Origin of the sequence: Planococcus sp. PAMC 21323, assembly GCF_000785555.1 — a bacterium.
Classification (GTDB): Bacteria; Bacillota; Bacilli; order Bacillales_A; family Planococcaceae; genus Planococcus.
This window is the reverse complement of record NZ_CP009129.1, coordinates 2,582,381-2,604,268: the sequence shown is the minus strand read 5'-3', so window position 1 is coordinate 2,604,268 and position 21,888 is coordinate 2,582,381. Positions and strand designations below refer to the sequence as shown.

Here is a 21,888-nt window from a genome sequence, read left to right as displayed (position 1 = left end):
GGGTTTATACAGTTTGAAGAGCGACAGCTGGACCAAAGAATTCAAAGTGAATTTGTTCTTCTTTCATGCCAAGTGCATGCAATTCTTGAATCATTGCTTCCATAAATGGAACAGGACCACATACATAAACATCACCTGTGATGTCAACATACTCCTCTAAAATAGCACGAGTTATATAGCCTTCGGGCTGATCTGAGTATAGTGTTTTGTAGCTAGCATTTTCCATCGAATTAACATGTTTTTGAATGTCTTTGTCGAAAGCATGCATTGATTCATTACGCGCAGCGTGAAGGAAAGTAGTTGGACGTTCTGGTGTTAATGTCGCAACTGTTTCAAACATACTCATCATTGGTGTAATCCCAACGCCACCACTAACAAACGCGACGGGTGAATCTTTTTCTGTATCAAGAACAAATTCGCCAGCAGGTGCACTCACTTCAAAGCGATCGCCTACATTCATTTCATCGTGTAAGTAAACCGATACGCGACCGTTCGGGTCATTATCTGCATCACGTTTAACAGAGATGCGGAATTCGTCTTCACGAGCTGCTTGAGAAAGGCTATATTGACGATTGAATAAAAATTGTTCGCCTGGAATTGCCATGCGTACAGAAATGTATTGGCCAGGTTTGTAAGTAGGAACGTTTTTACCATCCACTGGTTTCAAATAGAAAGAAGTGATATTGTCGCTTTCTTTTTCTTTGCGGACAATTGTGAATTCCTTAAATACACTCCAGCCATTTTCTTGCGTTTCCATATTTGCGTACATGTCTTTTTCAACGCCGATAAAGGCATCTGCGATAACGCCATAAGCTTGTTCCCAAGCTCCCATAATTTCATCTGTTGCTGCATCACCCAATACTTCTTTGATGGCTTTTAATAGGAACTCACCAACAATTGGATAATGTTCAGGTTTGACGCCTAAACTAACGTGTTTATTGGCAATTTGCACAACTGCTGGAAGAATGGCTTCAAGATTGTCAATGTGAACGGCTGCAGCATAAACCGTGTTTGCTAAAGCTGCTTGCTGACGACCTTGTTTTTGATTTGCGTGATTAAATATATTTAAAAGTTCTGGATGCGCTTCAAACAGATTTTTGTAAAATACTGTTGTAATCGCTCCACCATGTTGTTCTAATACCGGTACTGTGGATTTAATGATTGTTCTTGTTTCTACTGATAACATAGTCAATCTCTCCTTTTGTTTTCTATAACTTGACTATACTCTTGTAATCTTTTTAAAGATACATTTAAAATACATCTTTAAAATTTAGACACATTTAGGTTCACAAAAGTGTCACATCAAGTAAGTGCATCATCTTTTAATGTTTTTATTACCATTAAATGGCGATACTGTCGACTTCCGTTCGAATACTGTCCAAATTGATGAAATACTGTCCGAATGACATCACTTACTGTCCAAATACACGAAATACTGTCCAAGCGCAAAAAAGCCCAGCGGATGCTGGGCGATAGTGCATTTATTCATCATCCATACGTAAATCCATCGCCGGGCCGAAAAACTCGTAATGGATTTGTTCTTCTGGAATCCCCATGCCGTGCAACTCGTGGATCATAATTTCCATGAAGCGAGGTGGTCCACATACGTAAACATCACTCGCAGGATCTACGTAGTCTTCTAGCATTTTCCGGGTAATAAAACCATTGGGCTCATCTGAATAAACGGTTTTATAGCGAGCATTCTCCATTTTTTCGGCATACGATTGAATATCTAAATCGAATGCGTGCTGATTTGCATTTCGCGCTCCATGCAAGAATGTAGTGGAACGTTCGGGCGTAGAATGCGCAACCGTTTCAAACATGCTCATCATCGGGGTAATACCGACACCCCCACTAATAAAAGCCACCGGTGTAGTTTTCGAGACATCTAAAACGAAGACACCAGCTGGAGCGCTTACTTCAATGGGGTCACCTTCATTGAGGCTGCGATGCAAATAGTTTGAGACTACGCCATTTGGATCGTTGTCATTTTCACTTTTAACGGAAATGCGGAATTCGTTTGGATTCGGTGCTTGAGAAAGACTGTACTGGCGAATAACTAAAAATTCTTCTCCGGGCATTGTCAAACGAATTGAAATATATTGACCCGGTGTATAAGGTGGTATATTCGATCCGTCTGCAGGTTTCAAGTAGAAAGAAGTAATGACGTCACTTTCCTTTACTTTTCGTGCTACTATAAAATCTTTAAAAAACATCCAACCATCTTTTTGTTCTTCGGTTTCTTTGTACATGTCTTTCTCAACCTGTATGAAAGCATCTGCAATAACGCCATATGCTTCAGCCCAAGCTTCAAGAATCTCATCGGTTGCGGCATCCCCTAATACTTCTTTCATCGCTTTTAATAAATACTCACCAACAATAGGGTAATGTTCAGGTAAGACACCTACGCTTACATGTTTATGTGCCACTTGAACAACCGTTGGCAATATTTCTTCTAAATTATCAATATGAACGGCAGCTGCGTGTACAGAACTTGCAAGTGCAGCTTGTTGTCGACCTTGTGCTTGATTTGCTTGATTAAAAATGTTGAGCAATTCAGGATGAGCGACGAAAAGATTTTCATAAAATCGAGTAGTAATAGCTACTCCGTGTTCTTCTAAAACAGGTATAGTAGATTTAACGATTTCGCGTGTTTGTTCTGATAACATATAAAACACTCCTTTTCTATTTTGGTCGAGGTTCATTTACTTTCGAACAAATGATAAAATCGCTATAATAGACAGGCAGAAGAGGTGAGAAAAATGAAATTGACCATGTATACAGACTTCTCATTACGTGTATTGATCTATTTAGGCACAAAAGAAGCTGATAAGCTGACAACCATACAAGAAATTTCTGAAGCATATAATATATCTAAAAATCATTTAACTAAAGTTACATTTGAACTTGGAAAAGCCGGGTTTATCCAAACTGTTAGAGGTCGTGGTGGCGGTATTCGTCTTGCGGATCTCCCGCAAAACATTAATGTTGGGACTGTCGTGAGAAAAATGGAAGATGATTTTCATTTGGTCGAATGTTTTGATTCAGCTACAAATCGATGTCCAATTTCACCGGTATGTGGCCTTCGCGGCGTTTTAGGGAAGGCGCTTCATGCTTACTTGACAGTGCTTGATGAATATACGCTTGAAGATTTAATGTTCAATAAAGAAGGACTTCGCGAAATTCTTAAAACATAAAAACCGGCTCATAACGTTGAGCCGGTTTTTTGTTTACAGTTCGAGAGTTTGTGGTTCTTGTCCTTTTTTATTCATTAAGCGTACACGGGTTGGTTTAATCGCAAGAATGGTTAAGTTTGGATCATCCGGACCTTCAAACCAGCCTTCTAAATGTTCGTTCCACACTTTATCAATCATTTCACGATCATCATTTAGCGACATGCTTCCTTCAATCTCTAGGAATGAATCGCCAACGCCTTCACCGTCATAGCCTAAAAGTATATGGGCATGAGGGTTTGCTTCTAATTCATCAACTTTTTGTGTTTTTTTACTTGTAGCCGTATAGAGTGTGAAATCATCGTTAAAAAAAGTCATATAACGCGAATGGGGTTTGTTGCCTTTAACAGTTGCAAGTGTTCCCACATAACTTTTTTCGAGTATTTTTAATGCCTCTTTTTTTACTTCTTGTTGATTCATCCAGTACCACTCCTTTTGTCTTTGTAGTTATCTATTCCTTATTTTGCTCGAACTAAACATAAAACGACCTGCTGGAGCAGCAGGCCGTTAAATCTGTTGAACTATTTTAGGGGTTCGATCAAACATACTCGGAAGTATCATTCCGATTAAAATGATAAAAATTCCTAAGATTTGAAGAAGAGATAATGTCTCATGCAAGATGAGTACAGATGCTACTACAGCGACTGGCAACTCCATTGCACTTAAAATAGAAGCGAGTCCAGAGCCAACATGTGGCACGGCGACCGAGAAGAAATAAATCGGCATAATTATGCCGAAAAAGCCCAGTAATAATCCGTATATCCATAAGCCTTCACTAAACAACTGTCCGTTCCAAACAATTTCAGGTGTTTGGAAAAACCCGACGACTATGGCTGCGAAAAACGATACGTAGAACAGGCGTGCAGAAGTATCCATACCAGGAATTTGTTTACCATTAATAAACATGAATGCTGAAAAACAAAAAGCAGCGCCCATTCCCCAAGCCCAACCTTGCCATTGAATTCCACTCAAGTCAGTGCCGATAATACCAGCTGCAAGTAGAGTACCTGCAAATAATAAAATTAAAGAAAACACTTCTGTTCTCTTAAGCCATCTTCGATTCACAATACAATCAAGAAACATACCAATCCATGTAAACTGGAAAAGAAGGACAACCGCTAAAGAAGCAGGCAAATAGTTTAATGAATGTGCGTAAACCATACCCGTGACTGCCGTAGAACTACCGGAAAGCACTAATATTTTCCACCCTTTAATTTTGGGCATTTTACGTTGTGTGACAAAAAATAAAAGAGCCGCTAATGCGAACCCAATAAAGTATTGACTAGTAACTGCTTCTGCAGCGGTGAAACCATTTTTCATAGCTACCTTTATAATCGTGGAAAGGACCCCATAACAGCTAGCTGCTACAACGACCATAAGTGGATAAATCCAGTTTTTCATTCGTTTTCACTCCTGTTCAAATGAGAATCATAGCATAAAAAACCCGTAGAGACTAGTCTCTACGGGTTTTTTACTAAACGTTCACTTATGTTGTTTACTCTGGAAATTTTTCTTGACTTGAAGAACTGTCTTTCGAACCACGTTTATCTTTTTCATCTCGTTGCTCTTGTTTTAAGTCTTCCATGGGAATAGGATCGACGTTCATTTCTTCTTTATGCATTTCGGTTAAAGTTTTCTCATCTGTTTTATACTGCTCAGGATTGTCCATAGGAGCCTGATCACTCGGTTTACGGTCGCGCTCTTTTTCTGACATAGAGTACACCTCTTCCTTTTTGTATTATTATATATATTCCTTAAATGAAAATTTTAAAACATGAAGTTTTTACTTAAGAAAATAGCAATTGTGATAAAATAAAATCAATGATCGGGAGGAGCTTTATAATGACTACTAATCCAGCTATAACCGTAGGAGGCTTAAATTTCGAATGGGATTTGGCCAAAGGACGTTTTTTATTTGAAGGACAGGAATCTGTTCTTTTTTGGACATCGACAGCTATGAAAATGTTTTTCGACTCTATAGAAGAAATTTCTGGGGAGGATGCTGCAAATGTCGTGTTAGAATCAACAGGATTTCGTCAGGGTTTAATAGTAGGAGGATATTTTCAGAGCATGGAAGATGTCTCTGTTGCAGAGGCGTCTCAATTGATCACGAACACGTATGCTTCTGCAGGGTGGGGACTAGCAGAAATTAAAGACTTGAATATAGAAGCACGTACGTTAAAAGTACATTTAAAAAACAGCTGGGAGCATTTAATAAATGTAGCACAAGAAAAAACGGAGGGGGGCAGCTTTCTGCCTGCCCATTACGCCGGCATTTTCTCTTCGTTATTCAATGAGAACATTTGGTACAAGATCGTGCATCATCAGCTAGACGGCTTTGAAGAAAGTGTCATTCAATATTTTCCTTCAGAGGAGACTATTGAAAAAAACATTCATCGTTTGTCTCGTTTAAAGGAAGCGGAAAAAATCAATGAACTGGAACGATTGGTAGATGAAAAGACACAGGAACTCAGTGATATGATCAAAGAGATTTCCTCACCACTTATTCCAGTTCTTGAAGATATTGTTGTCGTCCCGCTACTCGGAACATATGATGAGGCGCGTGCAGAGGAACTATTAGTGAAAACTTTGCAGAATATGCCAAAGTATAAATCCAAATACTTAATTTTGGACCTGACAGGGTTAAATACTAATTTCACACAACATGCGGCAATGTTGATTGAAAAACTTGGGTCGACAGCTTCTTTAATCGGCACACAAACCATTTTGGTTGGTATTTCAGCGAAGATGAGCCAGACCATTACAGAGGCATCTATCAATTTATCAAAGTTCGAGTGTTTCCAAACTTTGCAGCATGGTATTCATTATGCATTAGCTCAAAATGGCAGAAGTATTATATAAGAAGAAAAGACGTATTGGATTAGATCCAATACGTCTTTTTTGAGTTTTATTTAGCTGATTTAACAATTTCGATAATGACTTGTGCAGCTTTTTCCATGTTTTCAGCGGAAATAAATTCGTATTTCCCGTGATAGTTTTCGCCGCCTGTAAAAATATTTGGTGTAGGAAGTCCCATGTAAGATAGTTGAGAGCCGTCGGTACCTCCACGAACTGGAACAATATTCGGTTTGATACCTAAAGTAATCATGGCACGTTCGGCGTTGTCGACGATTTCCATAACCGGTTCGATTTTTTCGCGCATATTGTAATATTGATCTTCTATTTCTAAACGAATGGCTTCGTCTCCATATTGTTGCTGAAGTTTTTCTGCAACAGCTTGCATATGGCGCTTTTTCGCTTCAAACTTTTCTTTATCAAAATCACGAATGATATAGCTTAATTCAGCAGATTCCACAGTACCTTCAAAACTATTCAAATGAATAAATCCTTCATAGTTCTCCGTTAGTTCAGGAACTTCATTTTTGGGCATTTCTTGCTGGAATTGAATCGCGACCGTTTGCGCATTTACCATTTTGTCTTTAGCTGATCCTGGGTGAACACTTTTCCCTTGAACAATCAATTTACCACTCGCTGCATTAAAACTCTCGTATTGTAATTCGCCAAGCGGACCTCCATCCATCGTATAAGCGTACTCTGCACCAAAGCGATCAACGTCAAATTTATGAGGACCACGACCAATCTCTTCATCAGGTGTAAAGGCGACGCGAATTTCTCCGTGTTCGATTTCTGGGTGCTGAGCTAAATAATCCATGGCTGTCATAATTTCCGCAATACCAGCTTTATTGTCAGCACCAAGAAGTGTCGTGCCGTCTGTTGTGATCAACGTATGACCGACGTAATTTTTCAAATCAGGAAAATCAGATACGGTCATCTGGATGCTATCGTTTAATTGGATATCTTGGCCATCGTAATGATCGATACGTTTTGGATTGACATTTTTCCCGGTGAAATCAGTCGCTGTATCAACGTGAGCTAGAAAACCAATGACCGGAATTTTTTTATCTGTATTTGCAGGCAAGGTTCCAAAAAGGTACCCAGCATCGTCCATACCAACATCTGTGAGTCCGATACTTGTCATTTCTTTTTCTAGTTCGTGGAGTAAGTCCCATTGCCCCGGTGTAGAAGGTGTTGACTCACTTGTGAAATCAGATTGTGTATCAATTTTTGCATAACGAACAAGTCGTTCAATTAACGATTCAAACATGTATAAATCCCCCTAAAATCAGTCTTGATTCTATTTTAACACGAAGCAAGAAAATTCTGTCGCAAAAGAAAAACGATGCCCAGGGTGGACATCGTTTTAATAACAAAATTTTTTTTGCACTCGTATTAAATAGGTGCTGAAGGTTTCTTCCGAAAAATCGAAGATACTTTTGTTTCATTGCCATTCTTTATTCGCATAATATTTTCACGGTGTTTCCAAATGGCCATTGTGAAAAGAAGAGTAGAGATTACTAGCGGCCAAGATCCAATTGCAGGGACAAATGCTATTACAAAGAAAACTGCATATAACACGAGTACACCAATGACAAGATAGTTTGTTATAAGAGAAACGGCAATCAATAATAATAGGCCAAGTATACCAAGCTTCCAGTCGAGTGCGATCATGACGCCAATAACAGAAGCGGTTCCTTTACCTCCATCAAACTTCATAAAGAACGGGAAATTGTGACCCAAAATAACTCCAGCACCGCCAATAAATAGCATCGTCCATATGAGTTCAGGAGAGAAATTACCTAAACCTAGTAGTAAACGTAACCCTGCAACTGCCGCAAAACCTTTAAAGATATCAATAATAGCAACGAGCAATCCGTATTTCCAACCTAAAACAATAGCGGCATTCGAGGCACCAGAATTTTTGATCCCAGCGTTTTTGACATTCACACCAGATAACAGCTGTGCCGCCAAAGAGCCATGACAACAACCAATTAAATAGCTGATAAAAAATAATAGCAAAATCCAAATAAACATAGCCGGTTCCTCCATTCTATTAATAGATAACGTTTAAAATAGAGTGAGGTTTCAAAATATTTTGATTAATAGGGTTGACAAACAGAAATAAAGTTCCTATACTACAAAACAAGATCAAAAACTAAATTTAATACTCTTATCAAGAGTGGCGGAGGGATAGGCCCTGTGATGCCCGGCAACCAACAGACGATTTTGTCTGGAAAGGTGCTAATTCCTACAGAACCGGAGTTATAGGTTCTGACAGATAAGAGGAGGAAAACTCCGTATATTCGGCCCTCTTCTTAGCGAAGGGGGCTTTTTTCGTCCCCCTTCGCAGTTACAAAACAAAAAATAGGGGGAATGGAAAATGACAAACTTAAAACCAGAAACATTATTATTACACGGCGGACAACAAGTAGATCCAACAACGGGATCGAGAGGTGTACCGGTATATAAAACTACTTCTTATGTTTTTAAAGATACCCAGCATGCACAAGATTTATTTGGTTTGAAAGATGTCGGCAATATTTATTCACGTATTATGAATCCAACAGTTGATGTATTTGAGCAACGAGTAGCTTTACTAGAAGGTGGGACTGCAGCTGTAGCTCTTTCTTCAGGAATGGCCGCAATCGCTTTTTCTATTTTGAACATTGCAGAAGCTGGAGATGAAATCGTAGCGGATAGCAGTCTTTATGGAGGCACTTACAATCTATTTGCAAATACATTGCCGCGTTATGGAATTACGACAAAATTTGTTGATGCGACAAACCCAGAGAATTTTAAAGCAGCCATTACAGATAAAACAAAAGCAGTATTTGGGGAAATTATCGGTAATCCAAGTTTAAATGTTTTTGATGTAGAGAAAGTGGCAGAAATTGCTCATGCACATGGTTTGCCATTATTGATTGATAATACGTTTGCTTCACCATATGGCAGTAATCCTATTGAATTTGGAGCAGATGTTGTCATTCATTCGGCGACAAAATGGATTGGTGGACACGGAACGACAATTGGTGGAGTAGCGGTAGACGCAGGGAAATTCAATTGGGACAATCCACGCTTCCCGAACTATACCGAGCCGGACAAAACTTACCACGGGCTACGTTATGGTATTGATGTACCGAATGCTGCATTTGCGACAAAATTACGTGTTCAATTATTGCGTGACTTTGGTCCATCGTTAAGTCCTGATAGCGCTCATGCATTGTTGCAAGGATTAGAGACTTTGCATTTGCGCATTCCAAAGCATAATAACAATGCTCAAATTATCGCAGAGTATTTAAAACAGCATCCACAAATTGAATGGGTCAATTACCTAGGCTTTGAAGATCATCCATCTCATCAAATTGCGAAGAAATACTTGAAAAACGATGGTTATGGATCGATTGTTAACTTCGGTATTAAAGGTGGACGAGAAGCAGGACGCAAAGTAATCGACAGCATTAAGCTTTGGTCCCATGTTGCCAATGTTGGCGATGCAAAGTCACTTATTATCCATCCAGCATCTACGACTCATCAACAATTAAACAATGATGAGCTGAAATCATCAGGCGTAACAGAAGAGCTAATCCGACTCTCTGTCGGATTAGAAAATGCTGAAGATTTAATCGCTGACTTAGAGCAAGCAATACAAGTGACCGTGTTAGAAAAAGTATAAGGAGGAATCGGCATGAAAAAAGTATCCATTGGCTCGTTAACCCTGGACTCAGCTAAGACGATAGAACATGTAGAACTTGCATATGAACGTCTCGGAGATAAAGGTGCTCCTGTTATTCTGGTTTGTCATGCGCTGACTGGTGATCAATATGCAGTAGGCACAGAGCAAAATCCGGGCTGGTGGGCAGGGATGATAGGTCCAGGGAAACCAGTGGATACAACTATTTTTCAGGTGATTACTTTTAATGTATTGGGTGGTTGTCATGGATCAACCGGTCCTATATCGATAAATCCTATTACAGGAACTCCCTACAATGCAGAGTTCCCAACATTAACAATACGGGATATGGTCCGAGCGGAATATGTAGCATTAAAAAAACTGGGCATCGAAAAGGTAGCTGGGGTAATCGGTGGATCTCTTGGTGGGATGAAAACGCTAGAATGGGGGAGAATGTATCCTGAATTTGTCGATGCAATACTTCCGCTAGCCGTAACGCCGTATTACAGTGATTATGGAGTAGCCTTTAATCATATTGGGATAGTGGCTATCGAAAATGATAAGGAATATAACGGTGGAAATTATAAAGATGCTAGTTTGATCAAAGGATTTGAAGTAGCTAGAATGGCAGGCATGGTCACTTATCGCAGCGGCAATATGTTCAATAAACGGTTTGAACGAAGCGATAAAGATGGCGAATTTAATGTTCAGTCATATTTAAATTATCAAGGAAAAAAATTAGCAGGTCGTTTTGATGCGAATAGCTATTTAATATTGTTAAAAGCCATGAACACCCATGATATCAAAGATGCGATTATAGAAGTTCCCGTTTATTCTTTATCTTTTACCCATGATTTACTTTATCCGAATGAACTTATGGTTCCTTGGCTTGAAAAACAAACGACTGCAGCTTGGAAAATCATTGAAACCGATTTTGGACATGATGGATTTTTGATAGAGTTTGAAAAATGGGGAGGTTTTATAGAAGATAAGTTAAAAAGTCTTTTAGTACCAGAACTTATCCAGTAAACAAATTTATTGAAATTACGTACGGAGAAGATGACATACAAAAGCATCTAGGACATACCCGTCCTAGATGCTTTTATTAGTTAGTCTTCATCTTTTATATCTACGTCATCCGGAATCGGCGTAGCACGCCATTCTTCCAAAGCTAATTTAGCCTCTTCCAATTGTTGAAAGTGCGTGCCGAATTGAGAAGTGTTGATCATGTATTGCTCCCCGTCATGGACTGCGCGAATGCGGCCTTCTAACACGTAACGGTCGACTTGCTCTTCAGGCATGGATAAAAAAGCTGCAGTTTCCTGGACTGTCATATACATAGGATCGCCTCCTCTTTTCTTTTAATTATAATAGAAGAAGATCGTTAGCTCAAACCATTAATATCCTGATATTAATAGTGATATTTTATGTTTTTATCTAATTTATCAATTAATTTCCTACAATTTGGCTTCTAGGAGTTTAGCTTCATAGAAGTAAGGGGATAATAATAGTAGAATGCGAAAAAAAAACAAAAGGAGGACGAATTTATGAATGACATTGGCAACTCTTTCAGAGGAGTCGGAAATACGATCATTGACTACATTCCAAACGTTTTAGGGGCATTATTATTATTACTAGTCGCATGGATTGTTGCAACGGTTGTACGAGCTATTTTCACTAAAGGATTGAAAAAAGCAGGTGCAGATCGGGCCATGGTCAAAGGACATATGGCTAAAACAAAAGAAGATGCAGATAACATACTGGATTCTATAGGGAAAATTCTTTATTACCTAATCTTCATTTTGTTTATTCCAAGCGTTTTGCAAGCTTTGGACATGAACAACGTAGCACAACCAATATCAAACATGATGGATAAATTGTTGGCATTCTTGCCAAATCTTTTCATGGCTATTATTATCCTAGTGATTGGTTACTTTATTGCTAAGTTTGTAAAAAATCTTGTGGTTAGCCTTTTGACAGCTATCAATATTGATAAATGGTTTAATAAATTTACAAACAAACCAAGTAGTGCGACAGGAACGACAAGAATGGATTCTGGAGACAAAGCAACATTAGCAAATGTTTTAGCTAATGTAGTATTTGTTATCGTATTAATTCCAATTTTGACAATTGCACTAGAAACCTTGAATATCCGCTCTATCTCAGAACCTATTGTGAACATGCTTAACCAAGTTCTCAATATGATTCCAAATATTTTTGTAGCGATTATCTTAATCTTAGTAGGTATCTTAATCGCTAAGTTTGTTGGAGATTTGTTAATCAGCCTATTGAATGGAACAGGGATTAACCGTTTCTCAACGTATTTGAATACAGATAAAACAAAAACACCGAGTTTTGACCTTGCCAACATTATTGGGAAAGTCGTGCAAGCGATTATCATTATCTTCTTTACTGTAGAAGCGATGAACGTATTGCAACTAGATGTATTAAATGGAATTGGTGAAGCTGTAATTGGCTACTTGCCACTTCTCATTAGTTCACTAATTATTCTAGGACTTGGATTGATCGGTGGTAGTTTGCTTGGAAACTATATAAAACAAGCTTCTGGCAACCGTTTCTTAGGAGCTATTGTGAAATACGTGATTATCATTGTTGCCGTATTCATGACATTAGATCAGTTGAATTTTGCAACAAACATCGTTAACTTAGCCTTCTTATTCATCATCGCTGGACTTGCAGTAGCATTTGCAATTTCCTTCGGTATGGGTGGTCGTGAGTTTGCTAAGCGTCAGCTTGAAAAGCTTGAAACGAAAATGGAAAAAGAAAACGATAAGCCGGAACTATAAGTTTCATTTATCAATCCCTTTAGGTTGTTAGTAGCCTAAGGGGATTTTTTGTGTTGCTCGAAATCGAGGAGAGAACAAAGTTATTTTTAAATATAAACTTAAATGAAAGCTGCATTCCGAGGTGACTGGTCTTCAATAGGGGACTAGGCATCACGCGACGAAGATGGTTATTTCTGGTTTGAAGGCAGGAGTGATGCTATTAGCATTAGCTCAGGTATGCGCCGTGTCGAGTTACGAAAATTAAATGCATAATCTTAAAATGCCGAGCAGTCTATAGATTGCTCGGCATTTTTATTGAGGAGGGGTTATTAGTTTATGCTGGAAAGCATAAATAACAGCTTGTGTTCGGTCGTGAACTTCTAGTTTTGCAAGAATATTAGAGACATGCGTTTTTACCGTTTTCACAGCAATAAACAATTGATCGGCAACTTCTTGATTGGTCAAGCCGCGGGCAAGGAGTAGCAAAATTTCCATTTCGCGTTCTGTTAATTCCTCGTGAAGCACGCGTTCGTGACGCATTTGTTTCATCATCTTGGTCATGACTTCTGGTTCTAAAACCGGAGTGCCATTCATGGTTTCTCGAATGGAATCGGCAATTCGAGAAGCTTTTGACGTTTTTAAAATGTAACTGACAGCTCCTGCTTGGAGGGCGGGATATACTTTGTCATCGTCTAAGAAACTGGTGACGACCATAATTTTGGCTTCTGGCCATTGATTGATAATGGCTTTTGTGGCTTCTGCCCCATTCATAATGGGCATGACCATATCCATCAAAATCAAGTCAGGGCGTAACTCTAATGCCATCTGGACGGCTTCTTGACCGTTTGTTGCTTCACCCACGACTTCCATATCTTTCTGAGACTGCAAATAAGCAGAGACGCCTATGCGCACCATTTCATGGTCATCCACTAATAAGATTCGAATCATCGGCTTTCTTCCTTTCAATCGGAACTTTTATTTCTACAATAGTACCTTCAGAAGGGACGGAAACAATTTTGCTAGTTGCTCCAATTTCTATGGCGCGTTCTTCAATATGCTTCAATCCGTAAGAAGTAGATTTGGATTGCTCACTTTCAAATCCTACGCCGTTGTCTTGAATGCGCAAAATTGCAAAATGGTCACGCTCAACAAACAAAATATGAACTTCGGTTGCTTTAGAATGGCGCAGTGTATTCGATAAAGTTTCTTGTGCAATACGAAACAAATGATCTTCTGCCCCTTTTTGCAAAGGCACTTCTTCGAGTTTATGGTTAATAGTAAAATATACTTTTTCTTTTAGTTCACTGACCAATTCAAACAATCCTTGTCGTAAGCTCTTGTCGTGTAGAGCTGCAGGGCGCAAATGCAAGAGCAAAGCACGCATTTCCAGTTGAGCTTGCTGAACCATTTTTTCTGTTTGCAACAATCCAGGTTGGACATCTTCACCTTCTGTCATAGACGATAATAGCATTGATGCAGCAAAGAGTTGTTGCGAAACAGAGTCATGCAATTCTCTTGCTAATCGTTGCCGTTCCATAATCAAACGCTCTTGAATAACTTGGTCTTGTGTTTCGGCCCGTTCATTGGCAATTCGCGTTAAGCTTTTACGCTGCGTTTCCAGAAGTTTTTGCAGTTTTAATATAGAACTGGATAAATTGCGTGGTAGAGTTTTCATATTTGCAGCTTGAACAACTGTACTGTCTTCGTTTCGTAAAAGTGCTTGGAAGATCTCTTCGATTTCTTGGACTTTTGAGCGCGATAACGATTCTGTCCACCATGAAATACCGACAGATAAAGCAAGCATAAGAACAAGTAACCAAATACCAAGCGGTAAGCCAGCGATAAAATCTTCCCATAAAACAGCCCAGCCTTTGAATGAGGGCAAGCCAAGTAGCGCAAATAAAATACTAAAGACGATTAACGCAAACAGTGAAATAAAAAATAAGCTACGTGGGAGTATTTGTCTCATCGGCGAATCACCTCGACATCCCCCATCCAAGTGGTCACAGAAACAATCAATTCAACTTTACTGCCCTCGTCTGCGGGATAACCATCTTCTGTATGAATGGTTCCATTGATGATGCGCTTTTTATCGCCGTTGAAAAAGCGAGATTCTCCAAGAAGTGTGGAATAAAAGACACGAACAGGAACTTCATAAGGTACAATAACCTGGATTTTCCCAAATCCTTGGCGAATAGAAACGAGTGAGGTTTTTTTAGGTAATACTGTTTGTGTCGTATCCACTAAAATATCGCCGACAAATCCTTGGATGTGTATGTCTTTCCACTCATAAGCTTCGATTGGTGTACTTTGTGCAGATAATATTTTGTTTTGAATAAGTCCTTTATCGGTGGCCTCGTATAGAGGAGCTGTTTGAAGCCATTCGTTACCTTTCCATAAACGCAGTAATAAATAAACGGCAAGTCCAAATACCATTAAGCGTAAACTCCACATTGATAAAATGGATATTCCAATAAGAAAAGCACCTGTCCAAAAATAAGAACGACGGTATTTTACGTTATTTTTTAATGCATAGTAGATCGTTCCGATACCAAGAAGAATCAAAAACACACTGCCATTTTCAAAAAAGGCAGCTTCTACAAAAATTAAAAATAAAGCGCTCAAAATTAAAAACGCTTGTTTATTTGTTGAAAAATGCGGCATGGTTTTGCCTCCTTCTTTGGTTCAGAAAAAATGAGAAGAAGAAAAACTTCTTCTCACTCTAGTTTAAACAAGTTCTTTTTGGTTTGCGCTCTTTTTTTCTAAAAACTCAAGACGTCGTTCCATTGCAGAGCGCTCGTGTCGTTCTTCGACTTTTGTACCAAGTGTCGTGATGTAAGAAGTCATGTCTTCAAAAGAGCCAATTCGTTCTGCGACAAGTTCAGGACTTAGCAATTTATCCATTTGGAAATGAGCGCGTGTAGCGTTTTCTTTGCCCATTAATTGAAGTTGCTTAACTTTCATATCTTTTACTTTATGTTTCATTTCTTCGTACCGTTGTTCTAACTCAGTAAATTCAGCGATGTTTTCGTCAAGGTTGCTTTGCAATGTCTTAGCACGTGTTGTATAAATTTGAACTTCCCTCGCTGCAAAGTCAGCAAGGTCAGCTTCTCCTGAAGCTTGTGCCAACTCCAATTGACATTGACGTTTGTGAAGCATTGCTGAAGCTTCGGTCAACTCTTTTTCTAGTTTACCATTTAGCTGAGCTTGGCGTTCTACCCATTTCCCTGTAGTGGTAGTTTGATTTTCTGCCTCTGTAATATAACGGTTGAGCAAAGCTAGTGGATTTTTTTCCTCTTTTTTTGTAACAAGCATATCTACATCTGTTGCTACAGCAAATTTTAACCGGTCCCATAAAGTTGTCATAGTCGTTTCCTCCTTATTTAGTTAACTTGTTCCATTGGTATTCAAAGTTTGTAAATGGGTCGCTTTCTTTAATAGCATCAAACGAAACGTTTTGTCCGTTCCATTTGCGGTAAATTATCCACAGTCCTGCAAATGCAGCAAGACCGATCAATGCGGGTACGTTAGAGATAGCAGACAGTGCACCAATGATTGCGACTGCCGCCCAAAATACTCTTGCCCCAGTGGATAAGCTGCGCAAGTAATAATGCACACCTACATAGACGATGACAGCGGATATACCTAATGCGAATAAAGCACCGATGTTGGATAATGCGACGATTCCTGCAATAATACCTAGTGTTACTAACCAAAATTTGTTCATATTATGTGCCTCCTCTTTAATTTGTAAGTTAATCATACTAAGAGAATGGTCTTTTCAATACGGTCTCTGACTGCATCTTTTACTAGGACTTGAGGCGTAGTAGAGTCTAGGTGCTAGTCGTGCTGCATGCATATAGAGTGGAAGAGAGTTTAATTGTGAAGCTTGCGAGTTGAAATGCTATACTATTTTTTATGACATGGAAGAAAATGTTCATTTCAAAATAGAGTCATTTGAGGAAAAGAAAGAGGCGTTTTGATGAAGATGGTTGTGGGGATAGGCAGTACGTTATTGATTTATACAGCGCTTGTTGCGTATTTGGGTTGGGCAGTTTTTGTTTGGCTGACAAGTTTTATAGAAAGTATGAACCCGTGGCTATTTGCGGCTGTTTGGTTCGTAATTGCTTATAGTTACGTTGTTGGAAGAATTGGTCACAAGTGGCTTGGATTTACGGTGCTAGGATCTTATTGGTTTGCATTTTTACAATACGCTATTTTATTGATTCCTCTGGGCAACATTATGGTACTTATAATGGATTTTAATGGAGATGTGTTTGTTATCGGCGTAGTGACGACGGGTATCATCTTGCTATTATTTATTGTAGGCACTTATTTAGCTTATAGTCCGGTTGTACGAAAGCTTGAAGTGACAGTAGAAGGAGAATCAGCAGAACCTCTACACATGGTCGTTGGATCTGATTTTCACCTAGGCTTTCTATCGGGTAAACGGCATTTGCAGCGTTTTGTAGATAAAACAAATGCACTTGATCCAGACGTTGTATTTTTAGCAGGTGATTTAGTGGATGATGATCCGGTTTGGTATGCACGATATGGCATGTCTGAAGTGATGACGCAATTAAAACCATCATTAGGTGTATATGGTGTTTTAGGAAATCATGAATATTACGGTAAGAAAATTCCTTTGTTGGTTAAAGTGATGAATCAATCAGGTGTAAAAGTTTTAAGAGATGAAACCGTTTTGATAGCTGACCGTTTTTATGTAACTGGACGCGAAGATCGTACAAATCAAAATCGGCTTTCGTTAGCAGCATTAAAACCACAAGAAAGTAAACTACCTTGGCTTGTTATGGACCATACGCCTGCAGATTTAAAAACACCAAGTGGACTAGGAGTGGATTTTCACATGTCGGGTCATACGCATAAAGGCCAGATGTGGCCTAATCATTTATTGACAAGACGCATGTTTGAAGTTGATTATGGCTATCGCTTGTTAAGAGGGACGCATTTTCTAGTGTCTTCTGGATTTGGCTTTTGGGGACCGCCACTTCGAATTGGAAGTCGTTCCGAATTATGGTCGGTGACGTTGAACTTCCGATCTTCTTAAAAGGAGTGTTTGGATGGAAGAATGGATTACATCAATCATGTCCGAATATGGTTATTTTGGAATCTTTTTTCTTATAATGGTAGAAAATATATTTCCTCCAATTCCGTCAGAGGTGGTATTGACGGTTGGCGGATTTATGACGACAACTACGACAATGACTATGTTGGGCGTAATCGTAGCTTCAACTGCGGGTTCTGTCAGTGGAGCAATGATTTTGTATGGCGTTGGAATACTGTTAGATGTAGAGCGTTTGGAAAAAGTTATCGATAAGTATGGCAAATGGCTTCGTGTGAAAAAAGAAGATATACACAAAGCGGATAGCTGGTTCGATCGCTTTGGTGTATGGACGGTATTTTTTGGACGGTTGATTCCATTAGTGCGTAGTTTGATTTCGATTCCAGCAGGCATGTCTAATATGAAATTATGGTTATTTATTTTATTTAGTACACTTGGAACTTTGCTATGGAATACGGTATTGGTGTTTGTAGGAGGAGCGGTAGGAGAAAATCGGCAACAAGTTATGCGTCAATTGTCGCTTTATTCAAACGTAGTTTATGTCCTAATTGCATTGAGTGTTATAGCGTTTATTTTGTATTACATTAAGAAATCGAAATCAAGTAGTAATTAGGAAACTGCTGGCAATTGCCGGGAGTTTTTTTAATTGTTATAATTGTTTAATAATAAGGGACGGAGGATGGTTATGAAGCCGATTGTATTCATTACGCAAAAATTGCCAGATCAAGCCGTAGCGGACTTACAAGAGCAGTACGAAGTCCGTATGTGGCCGGAAGAAAATACACCTGCTCCGCGCGAGAAATTACTCGAAGAAGCAAAAGAGGCACATGCACTCTGGACCATGCTATCCGACCAAGTGGACCAAGAGGTTTTTGAAGCTGCTCCTAATTTGAAAATTGTTAGTAACTTAGCAGTTGGTTACAATAATATAGACTTAGAAGCGGCGCGTAAGCACGGTGTTACAGTTACCAATACACCCGATGTTTTAACAGAATCGACTGCAGATTTAACTTTTGCAATATTATTGGCAACTGCAAGAAGAGTAATAGAAGCAGAAAAAACGGTTCACTCTGGAGAATGGCAGTCCTGGACACCCATGGGCATGACGGGTCAAAATGTAGGAGGGGCTACACTCGGGATTATCGGCATGGGAAGAATCGGTGAAGCGGTAGCTCGCCGCGCACAAGGATTTGGAATGGACATTTTATACCACAACCGGACGCGTAGAAACTTAGAAGATGTCCGTTATGCTGAATTTGAAGAATTGCTGAAAACCTCAGACTATGTCGTGATCTTAACGCCATTGACTGCTGAAACAAAAGGCATGATCGGTTCAAAAGAATTGGCAATGATGAAAGAAAATGCCTGTCTGATTAACGTAGCTAGAGGTGGCATTGTCGATGAAAAGGCTTTATACGAAGCGTTAAAAGAAAAGAAAATTTGGGGTGCGGGGTTGGATGTGTTCGAACAAGAACCGGTACCACTAGATCATCCGTTACTCACTTTACCTAATGTTACGGTGTTACCGCACATTGGTAGTGCTACTGTCCAAACACGTTTAGAGATGATGGCATTAAATGCAGAAGCAATTAAAGCATGTTTCGAAAACAAATCAGTAAAAAATCGAGTTTGTTAATGAACTATTATATAGCTGCTTGAGGCTGTAAAAAGTCTAATATGAATAGCCGTGTGTTCTTGCCACTTTTCTTTTCGTCGGCTTAGCTTCAGTCTCTTGGGCCTTCAGCTTTCGTCGCTTTGCTACTCCCATAGAAGTCTTCGTAATCAAAACAGTTTTCAGCATGTGGCTCTAATCAAATAGAAGCGCAGAATCCAGTGTATAGGATGAAATGAATACTCATTCTTTAACTAAAATAAAAGTTCTATTGTTTACGACCTGAGAGCAGCTGTATAGCTGCTCTTTTTAACGCTAAAAATTAATCATATAACTCATTTTTATTGTGTGAAAGTTGAACTTTGACGCTATTTATTGTAAAATGATTGAGGTTTTTATTGCTTTTTTGTAATAAAACCAAATAGAGAAATAGGAGGTATGATTCATGCAAAATCATACACACAATGTTTTACTTTACTACCTATATACACCGATTGAAGATCCAGAAACTTTTGCCGATGAGCATTTAGCAGCGTGCAAAGAGTTAGAGCTGAAAGGTCGTATCCTTGTTTCAGAAGAAGGAATCAATGGTACATGTTCAGGAACAATTGAACAAACCGAAGCTTATATGGAATTGATGAAAAATGATTCGCGCTTCTCAGACATCGTTTTTAAAATCGATGAAGCAGAAGGACATGCGTTCAAAAAAATGCACGTTCGTGCGAAAAAAGAAATCGTTCACCTTGGACTTGAAGACGACATCAATCCAAATGAACTAACAGGTACTTACTTAGAACCGAAAGAATTTTATAAACAAATGCAAGAGCAAGATACAATCGTATTAGATGCACGAAATGATTACGAATATGACTTAGGTCATTTCCGCAATGCGGTTCGTCCAGATATTGAAAATTTCCGCGATCTTCCTGAATGGATTCGTGAAAACAAAGAGCAATTTGAAGGCAAGAAAATTTTGACGTATTGCACAGGCGGGATCCGTTGTGAAAAATTCTCTGGATGGCTGAAAAAAGAAGGCTTTGAAGATGTTTCTCAACTTCACGGAGGAATCGTGACATATGGGAAAGACCCAGAAGTAAAAGGGGAACTATGGGACGGCCAATTATACGTTTTTGATGAACGCATTGCTGTACCGGTTAACCAAGTCGAGCACGTCATTGTGGGGAAAGATCATTTTACAGGCGAACCTTGTGAACGTTACGTAAACTGTGCAAACCCTGAATGTAATGCAAAAATCTTAACATCTGAAGAAAACGAACATAAATACATGCGTTCATGTTCAGACGAATGTCGTGAACACCCACGTAACCGTTATGCATTTGAACATGGTTTAACAGGAGAGCAAGTACAGGCTCGTCTAGATGCATTAAAAGAAACAACCAGAGTATAAAACAAAAAGTGTGTTGGAATAGACTTATTCCAACACACTTTTTTATTCACTATTTCTCGACTTCTTCCTGACATTCAAAACAAACCAGTTCTCCGTCCACATAAACCCCATCTAAAAAACCATCACGGCAATAAACGTCTTTACCACAGTTGCTGCACGGTCCGATGAGTTCAAGCATCTTGTAAACCTTCAGCATAGACGTACATAGCGTCTTTTAAGTATTTGGCTAAACCTTGCCCATGCTGATCGATATTGCTTGCAAAACGGCTGTCTGATGCATACAGGTCGCCTAATCCACGAAACATTTTTGGTGAACAATCATAGAAACGATTTAATAGAGTGTAGTAAGCATTCATTTCTTTTTGAACAGCATCTGTTTGTGGTGGCAAGTGCATCAAACTAGCGACTGTATTATAGATGCGATCTCCTTCACGATTGATTTCCTCTAAATCCTCTTCTTCTTTTTCTACTTTAACTGGCTCTTCAGGTAAAGTTGTGTCAACTGGTGCTACGGCAACAGCGACTGCCGATTCTCCATGAGTCTCAGCATAGCTAGATGCAGTCTCAATTTGTGGTTTGCTAGCTTCTTGAGTAGAACTTGCTTCAGGCTTTTGATATTTCTTCATTAAATCTTCAGCTTTGCTGCTAGCAAAAGCCGAAAAACGTTCTTGGTCTGTCAAATTTTCTAGACCTTGCAGCTCTCGCTGAGTGCGTTCTGCATTTTGAATTAACTTTTCAACACGCTGCTTTTTTTGTTCTAATAATTCGATATGCTGAGATAGTGCGTATTCACGATCAAAACCATCCGCTACTAGTTCTTGAATTTTCTTTAATGAGAAATCCAATTCTTTTAAAAATAAAATTTGTTGAAGTAATTTCAAATCTTCGCCATTGTAATAACGATATCGGTTTGTTCCAATATTTGAAGGTTTCAATAAACCAATGCTGTCGTAGTGATGGAGAGTCCGAACACTGACACCCGCTATTTTTGCTATTTCTTGTACTTTGTACAATCTAATCACCTCTCTCTTTAAAATACACTATAACGCACCGTTAGTGTCAATAGTTTAATGAAAAAGATGTCAAACTGTATTATTTTTGTCTTATTTATAACGTATTAATCGGGAAAGCATAATAATTTTAATGAAAAATTAAGAATTATTTAATAAGATACAGAAATTTCAGATATCTCCTACTATTTTCTAGAAAACTATGAAATAATAAAGATGAAAGCGCT

At 38.9% G+C, this 21,888-nt stretch carries 23 protein-coding genes, 1 pseudogene and 1 riboswitch; of the genes and pseudogenes, 10 read left to right on the top strand and 14 right to left on the bottom strand.

Translation table 11 applies throughout. The features are described 5' to 3' along the window. Positions 1–4: 4 nt before the first annotated feature. Complete coding sequence (gene hmpA / locus PLANO_RS12830; RefSeq protein ID WP_038704837.1) at positions 5–1,186, bottom strand: NO-inducible flavohemoprotein; 1,182 nt, start codon at positions 1,184–1,186, stop codon at positions 5–7. A gap of 295 nt (positions 1,187–1,481) precedes the next feature. Beyond that, on the bottom strand, positions 1,482–2,669 hold the full coding sequence (gene hmpA / locus PLANO_RS12825; RefSeq protein WP_038704836.1) for an NO-inducible flavohemoprotein: 1,188 nt from the start codon (positions 2,667–2,669) through the stop codon (positions 1,482–1,484). Between the two features lie 93 nt (positions 2,670–2,762). Here hmpA (PLANO_RS12825) and PLANO_RS12820 point away from each other — a divergent pair, with 93 nt between their 5' ends. After that, complete coding sequence (locus PLANO_RS12820; protein ID WP_038704835.1) at positions 2,763–3,197, top strand: RrF2 family transcriptional regulator; 435 nt, start codon at positions 2,763–2,765, stop codon at positions 3,195–3,197. Positions 3,198–3,230: 33 nt separating this feature from the next. Here the strand turns inward: PLANO_RS12820 and PLANO_RS12815 are convergent, their stop codons facing one another. The 3 genes from PLANO_RS12815 to PLANO_RS12805 all read right to left on the bottom strand — a co-directional run bounded on the left by PLANO_RS12815 (position 3,231) and on the right by PLANO_RS12805 (position 4,947). Further along, a complete protein-coding gene (locus PLANO_RS12815) occupies positions 3,231–3,653 on the bottom strand; it encodes a pyridoxamine 5'-phosphate oxidase family protein (RefSeq protein WP_038704834.1) in 423 nt (140 codons plus the stop codon). Positions 3,654–3,740: 87 nt separating this feature from the next. Further along, a complete protein-coding gene (locus tag PLANO_RS12810; RefSeq protein ID WP_038704833.1) occupies positions 3,741–4,634 on the bottom strand; it encodes an EamA family transporter in 894 nt (297 codons plus the stop codon). 94 nt (positions 4,635–4,728) lie between these two features. Beyond that, on the bottom strand, positions 4,729–4,947 hold the full coding sequence (locus tag PLANO_RS12805; RefSeq protein WP_038704832.1) for a hypothetical protein: 219 nt from the start codon (positions 4,945–4,947) through the stop codon (positions 4,729–4,731). Positions 4,948–5,075: 128 nt separating this feature from the next. Between PLANO_RS12805 and PLANO_RS12800 the strand changes: the two genes are divergently transcribed. After that, complete coding sequence (locus PLANO_RS12800; RefSeq protein ID WP_038704831.1) at positions 5,076–6,095, top strand: STAS domain-containing protein; 1,020 nt, start codon at positions 5,076–5,078, stop codon at positions 6,093–6,095. Between the two features lie 46 nt (positions 6,096–6,141). Here the strand turns inward: PLANO_RS12800 and pepT are convergent, their stop codons facing one another. Continuing rightward, complete coding sequence (gene pepT, locus PLANO_RS12795) at positions 6,142–7,359, bottom strand: peptidase T (protein ID WP_038704830.1); 1,218 nt, start codon at positions 7,357–7,359, stop codon at positions 6,142–6,144. A gap of 125 nt (positions 7,360–7,484) precedes the next feature. Beyond that, the gene (locus PLANO_RS12790) at positions 7,485–8,126 is read right to left on the bottom strand and encodes a glycerol-3-phosphate acyltransferase (RefSeq protein ID WP_038704829.1); all 642 of its coding nucleotides are present in this window, start codon (positions 8,124–8,126) and stop codon (positions 7,485–7,487) included. 133 nt (positions 8,127–8,259) lie between these two features. Continuing rightward, positions 8,260–8,377, top strand: a riboswitch (SAM riboswitch). Between the two features lie 95 nt (positions 8,378–8,472). On the opposite strand from PLANO_RS12790, the gene PLANO_RS12785 reads away from it, so the two are divergent. Next, the gene (locus PLANO_RS12785) at positions 8,473–9,765 is read left to right on the top strand and encodes an O-acetylhomoserine aminocarboxypropyltransferase/cysteine synthase family protein (RefSeq protein ID WP_038704828.1); all 1,293 of its coding nucleotides are present in this window, start codon (positions 8,473–8,475) and stop codon (positions 9,763–9,765) included. Between the two features lie 12 nt (positions 9,766–9,777). Continuing rightward, a complete protein-coding gene (gene metX, locus PLANO_RS12780; RefSeq protein WP_038704827.1) occupies positions 9,778–10,791 on the top strand; it encodes a homoserine O-acetyltransferase MetX in 1,014 nt (337 codons plus the stop codon). A gap of 80 nt (positions 10,792–10,871) precedes the next feature. On the opposite strand, the gene PLANO_RS12775 is transcribed toward metX, so the two are convergent. After that, positions 10,872–11,102 carry a MerR family transcriptional regulator gene (locus tag PLANO_RS12775; RefSeq protein ID WP_038704826.1) on the bottom strand — a complete coding sequence of 77 codons (231 nt, stop codon included), beginning with the start codon at positions 11,100–11,102 and terminating at the stop codon, positions 10,872–10,874. A 207-nt stretch (positions 11,103–11,309) separates the two neighbouring features. On the opposite strand from PLANO_RS12775, the gene PLANO_RS12770 reads away from it, so the two are divergent. Beyond that, entirely contained in the window at positions 11,310–12,569 is a 1,260-nt protein-coding gene (locus tag PLANO_RS12770) for a mechanosensitive ion channel (protein WP_038704825.1), read from the top strand. 105 nt (positions 12,570–12,674) lie between these two features. Further along, positions 12,675–12,785 (top strand): annotated as a pseudogene (locus PLANO_RS16210) (AMP-binding enzyme); the annotation flags it as partial. Positions 12,786–12,860: 75 nt separating this feature from the next. On the opposite strand, the gene PLANO_RS12765 reads toward PLANO_RS16210, so the two are convergent. From PLANO_RS12765 to PLANO_RS12745, 5 genes are all read right to left on the bottom strand, one after another. Continuing rightward, positions 12,861–13,496, bottom strand: coding sequence for a response regulator transcription factor (locus PLANO_RS12765; RefSeq protein ID WP_038704824.1), 636 nt, complete (start codon positions 13,494–13,496; stop codon positions 12,861–12,863). After that, complete coding sequence (locus PLANO_RS12760) at positions 13,471–14,517, bottom strand: sensor histidine kinase (protein ID WP_038704823.1); 1,047 nt, start codon at positions 14,515–14,517, stop codon at positions 13,471–13,473. Before PLANO_RS12760 ends, PLANO_RS12765 begins: the two co-directional genes overlap by 26 nt. Beyond that, positions 14,514–15,212: a cell wall-active antibiotics response protein LiaF gene (liaF, locus tag PLANO_RS12755; RefSeq protein ID WP_038704822.1), complete on the bottom strand. Its 699-nt coding sequence runs from the start codon at positions 15,210–15,212 to the stop codon at positions 14,514–14,516. Before liaF ends, PLANO_RS12760 begins: the two co-directional genes overlap by 4 nt. 63 nt (positions 15,213–15,275) lie before the next feature. Then, complete coding sequence (locus tag PLANO_RS12750) at positions 15,276–15,914, bottom strand: PspA/IM30 family protein (RefSeq protein WP_038704821.1); 639 nt, start codon at positions 15,912–15,914, stop codon at positions 15,276–15,278. 13 nt (positions 15,915–15,927) lie between these two features. After that, positions 15,928–16,275 (bottom strand): lmo0954 family membrane protein, encoded by a 348-nt coding sequence (locus tag PLANO_RS12745; protein WP_038704820.1) that lies wholly within the window; start codon positions 16,273–16,275, stop codon positions 15,928–15,930. A 255-nt stretch (positions 16,276–16,530) separates the two neighbouring features. On the opposite strand from PLANO_RS12745, the gene PLANO_RS12740 reads away from it, so the two are divergent. The 4 genes from PLANO_RS12740 (at position 16,531) to trhO (ending at position 20,651) form a co-directional block, all read left to right on the top strand. Then, on the top strand, positions 16,531–17,616 hold the full coding sequence (locus PLANO_RS12740; RefSeq protein ID WP_038704819.1) for a metallophosphoesterase: 1,086 nt from the start codon (positions 16,531–16,533) through the stop codon (positions 17,614–17,616). A gap of 13 nt (positions 17,617–17,629) precedes the next feature. After that, the gene (locus tag PLANO_RS12735) at positions 17,630–18,244 is read left to right on the top strand and encodes a DedA family protein (protein WP_038704818.1); all 615 of its coding nucleotides are present in this window, start codon (positions 17,630–17,632) and stop codon (positions 18,242–18,244) included. Positions 18,245–18,316: 72 nt separating this feature from the next. Further along, positions 18,317–19,267, top strand: a complete 951-nt coding sequence (locus PLANO_RS12730) for a 2-hydroxyacid dehydrogenase (protein WP_038704817.1) — start codon at positions 18,317–18,319, stop codon at positions 19,265–19,267. 421 nt (positions 19,268–19,688) lie between these two features. Beyond that, positions 19,689–20,651, top strand: coding sequence for an oxygen-dependent tRNA uridine(34) hydroxylase TrhO (gene trhO, locus PLANO_RS12725; protein WP_038704816.1), 963 nt, complete (start codon positions 19,689–19,691; stop codon positions 20,649–20,651). Between the two features lie 170 nt (positions 20,652–20,821). On the opposite strand, the gene PLANO_RS12720 is transcribed toward trhO, so the two are convergent. Further along, positions 20,822–21,673, bottom strand: coding sequence for a MerR family transcriptional regulator (locus PLANO_RS12720; RefSeq protein ID WP_231554726.1), 852 nt, complete (start codon positions 21,671–21,673; stop codon positions 20,822–20,824). Positions 21,674–21,888 lie beyond the last annotated feature (215 nt).

Excerpts from the sequence above, each read along its gene's own strand:
- PLANO_RS12790 (WP_038704829.1), bottom strand. The coding sequence starts at position 8,126 with ATGTTTATTTGGATTTTGCTATTATTTTTTATCAGCTATTTAATTGGT.
- hmpA (WP_038704836.1), bottom strand. The coding sequence starts at position 2,669 with ATGTTATCAGAACAAACACGCGAAATCGTTAAATCTACTATACCTGTT.
- PLANO_RS12735 (WP_038704818.1), top strand. The coding sequence starts at position 17,630 with ATGGAAGAATGGATTACATCAATCATGTCCGAATATGGTTATTTTGGA.
- PLANO_RS12740 (WP_038704819.1), top strand. The coding sequence starts at position 16,531 with ATGAAGATGGTTGTGGGGATAGGCAGTACGTTATTGATTTATACAGCG.
- PLANO_RS12750 (WP_038704821.1), bottom strand. The coding sequence starts at position 15,914 with ATGACAACTTTATGGGACCGGTTAAAATTTGCTGTAGCAACAGATGTA.
- hmpA (WP_038704837.1), bottom strand. The coding sequence starts at position 1,186 with ATGTTATCAGTAGAAACAAGAACAATCATTAAATCCACAGTACCGGTA.
- PLANO_RS12765 (WP_038704824.1), bottom strand. The coding sequence starts at position 13,496 with ATGATTCGAATCTTATTAGTGGATGACCATGAAATGGTGCGCATAGGC.
- PLANO_RS12820 (WP_038704835.1), top strand. The coding sequence starts at position 2,763 with ATGAAATTGACCATGTATACAGACTTCTCATTACGTGTATTGATCTAT.
- metX (WP_038704827.1), top strand. The coding sequence starts at position 9,778 with ATGAAAAAAGTATCCATTGGCTCGTTAACCCTGGACTCAGCTAAGACG.
- PLANO_RS12785 (WP_038704828.1), top strand. The coding sequence starts at position 8,473 with ATGACAAACTTAAAACCAGAAACATTATTATTACACGGCGGACAACAA.
- PLANO_RS12810 (WP_038704833.1), bottom strand. The coding sequence starts at position 4,634 with ATGAAAAACTGGATTTATCCACTTATGGTCGTTGTAGCAGCTAGCTGT.
- PLANO_RS12770 (WP_038704825.1), top strand. The coding sequence starts at position 11,310 with ATGAATGACATTGGCAACTCTTTCAGAGGAGTCGGAAATACGATCATT.
- PLANO_RS12775 (WP_038704826.1), bottom strand. The coding sequence starts at position 11,102 with ATGTATATGACAGTCCAGGAAACTGCAGCTTTTTTATCCATGCCTGAA.
- PLANO_RS12805 (WP_038704832.1), bottom strand. The coding sequence starts at position 4,947 with ATGTCAGAAAAAGAGCGCGACCGTAAACCGAGTGATCAGGCTCCTATG.
- PLANO_RS12760 (WP_038704823.1), bottom strand. The coding sequence starts at position 14,517 with ATGAGACAAATACTCCCACGTAGCTTATTTTTTATTTCACTGTTTGCG.
- trhO (WP_038704816.1), top strand. The coding sequence starts at position 19,689 with ATGCAAAATCATACACACAATGTTTTACTTTACTACCTATATACACCG.
- PLANO_RS12815 (WP_038704834.1), bottom strand. The coding sequence starts at position 3,653 with ATGAATCAACAAGAAGTAAAAAAAGAGGCATTAAAAATACTCGAAAAA.
- PLANO_RS12745 (WP_038704820.1), bottom strand. The coding sequence starts at position 16,275 with ATGAACAAATTTTGGTTAGTAACACTAGGTATTATTGCAGGAATCGTC.
- PLANO_RS12800 (WP_038704831.1), top strand. The coding sequence starts at position 5,076 with ATGACTACTAATCCAGCTATAACCGTAGGAGGCTTAAATTTCGAATGG.
- pepT (WP_038704830.1), bottom strand. The coding sequence starts at position 7,359 with ATGTTTGAATCGTTAATTGAACGACTTGTTCGTTATGCAAAAATTGAT.
- PLANO_RS12730 (WP_038704817.1), top strand. The coding sequence starts at position 18,317 with ATGAAGCCGATTGTATTCATTACGCAAAAATTGCCAGATCAAGCCGTA.
- liaF (WP_038704822.1), bottom strand. The coding sequence starts at position 15,212 with ATGCCGCATTTTTCAACAAATAAACAAGCGTTTTTAATTTTGAGCGCT.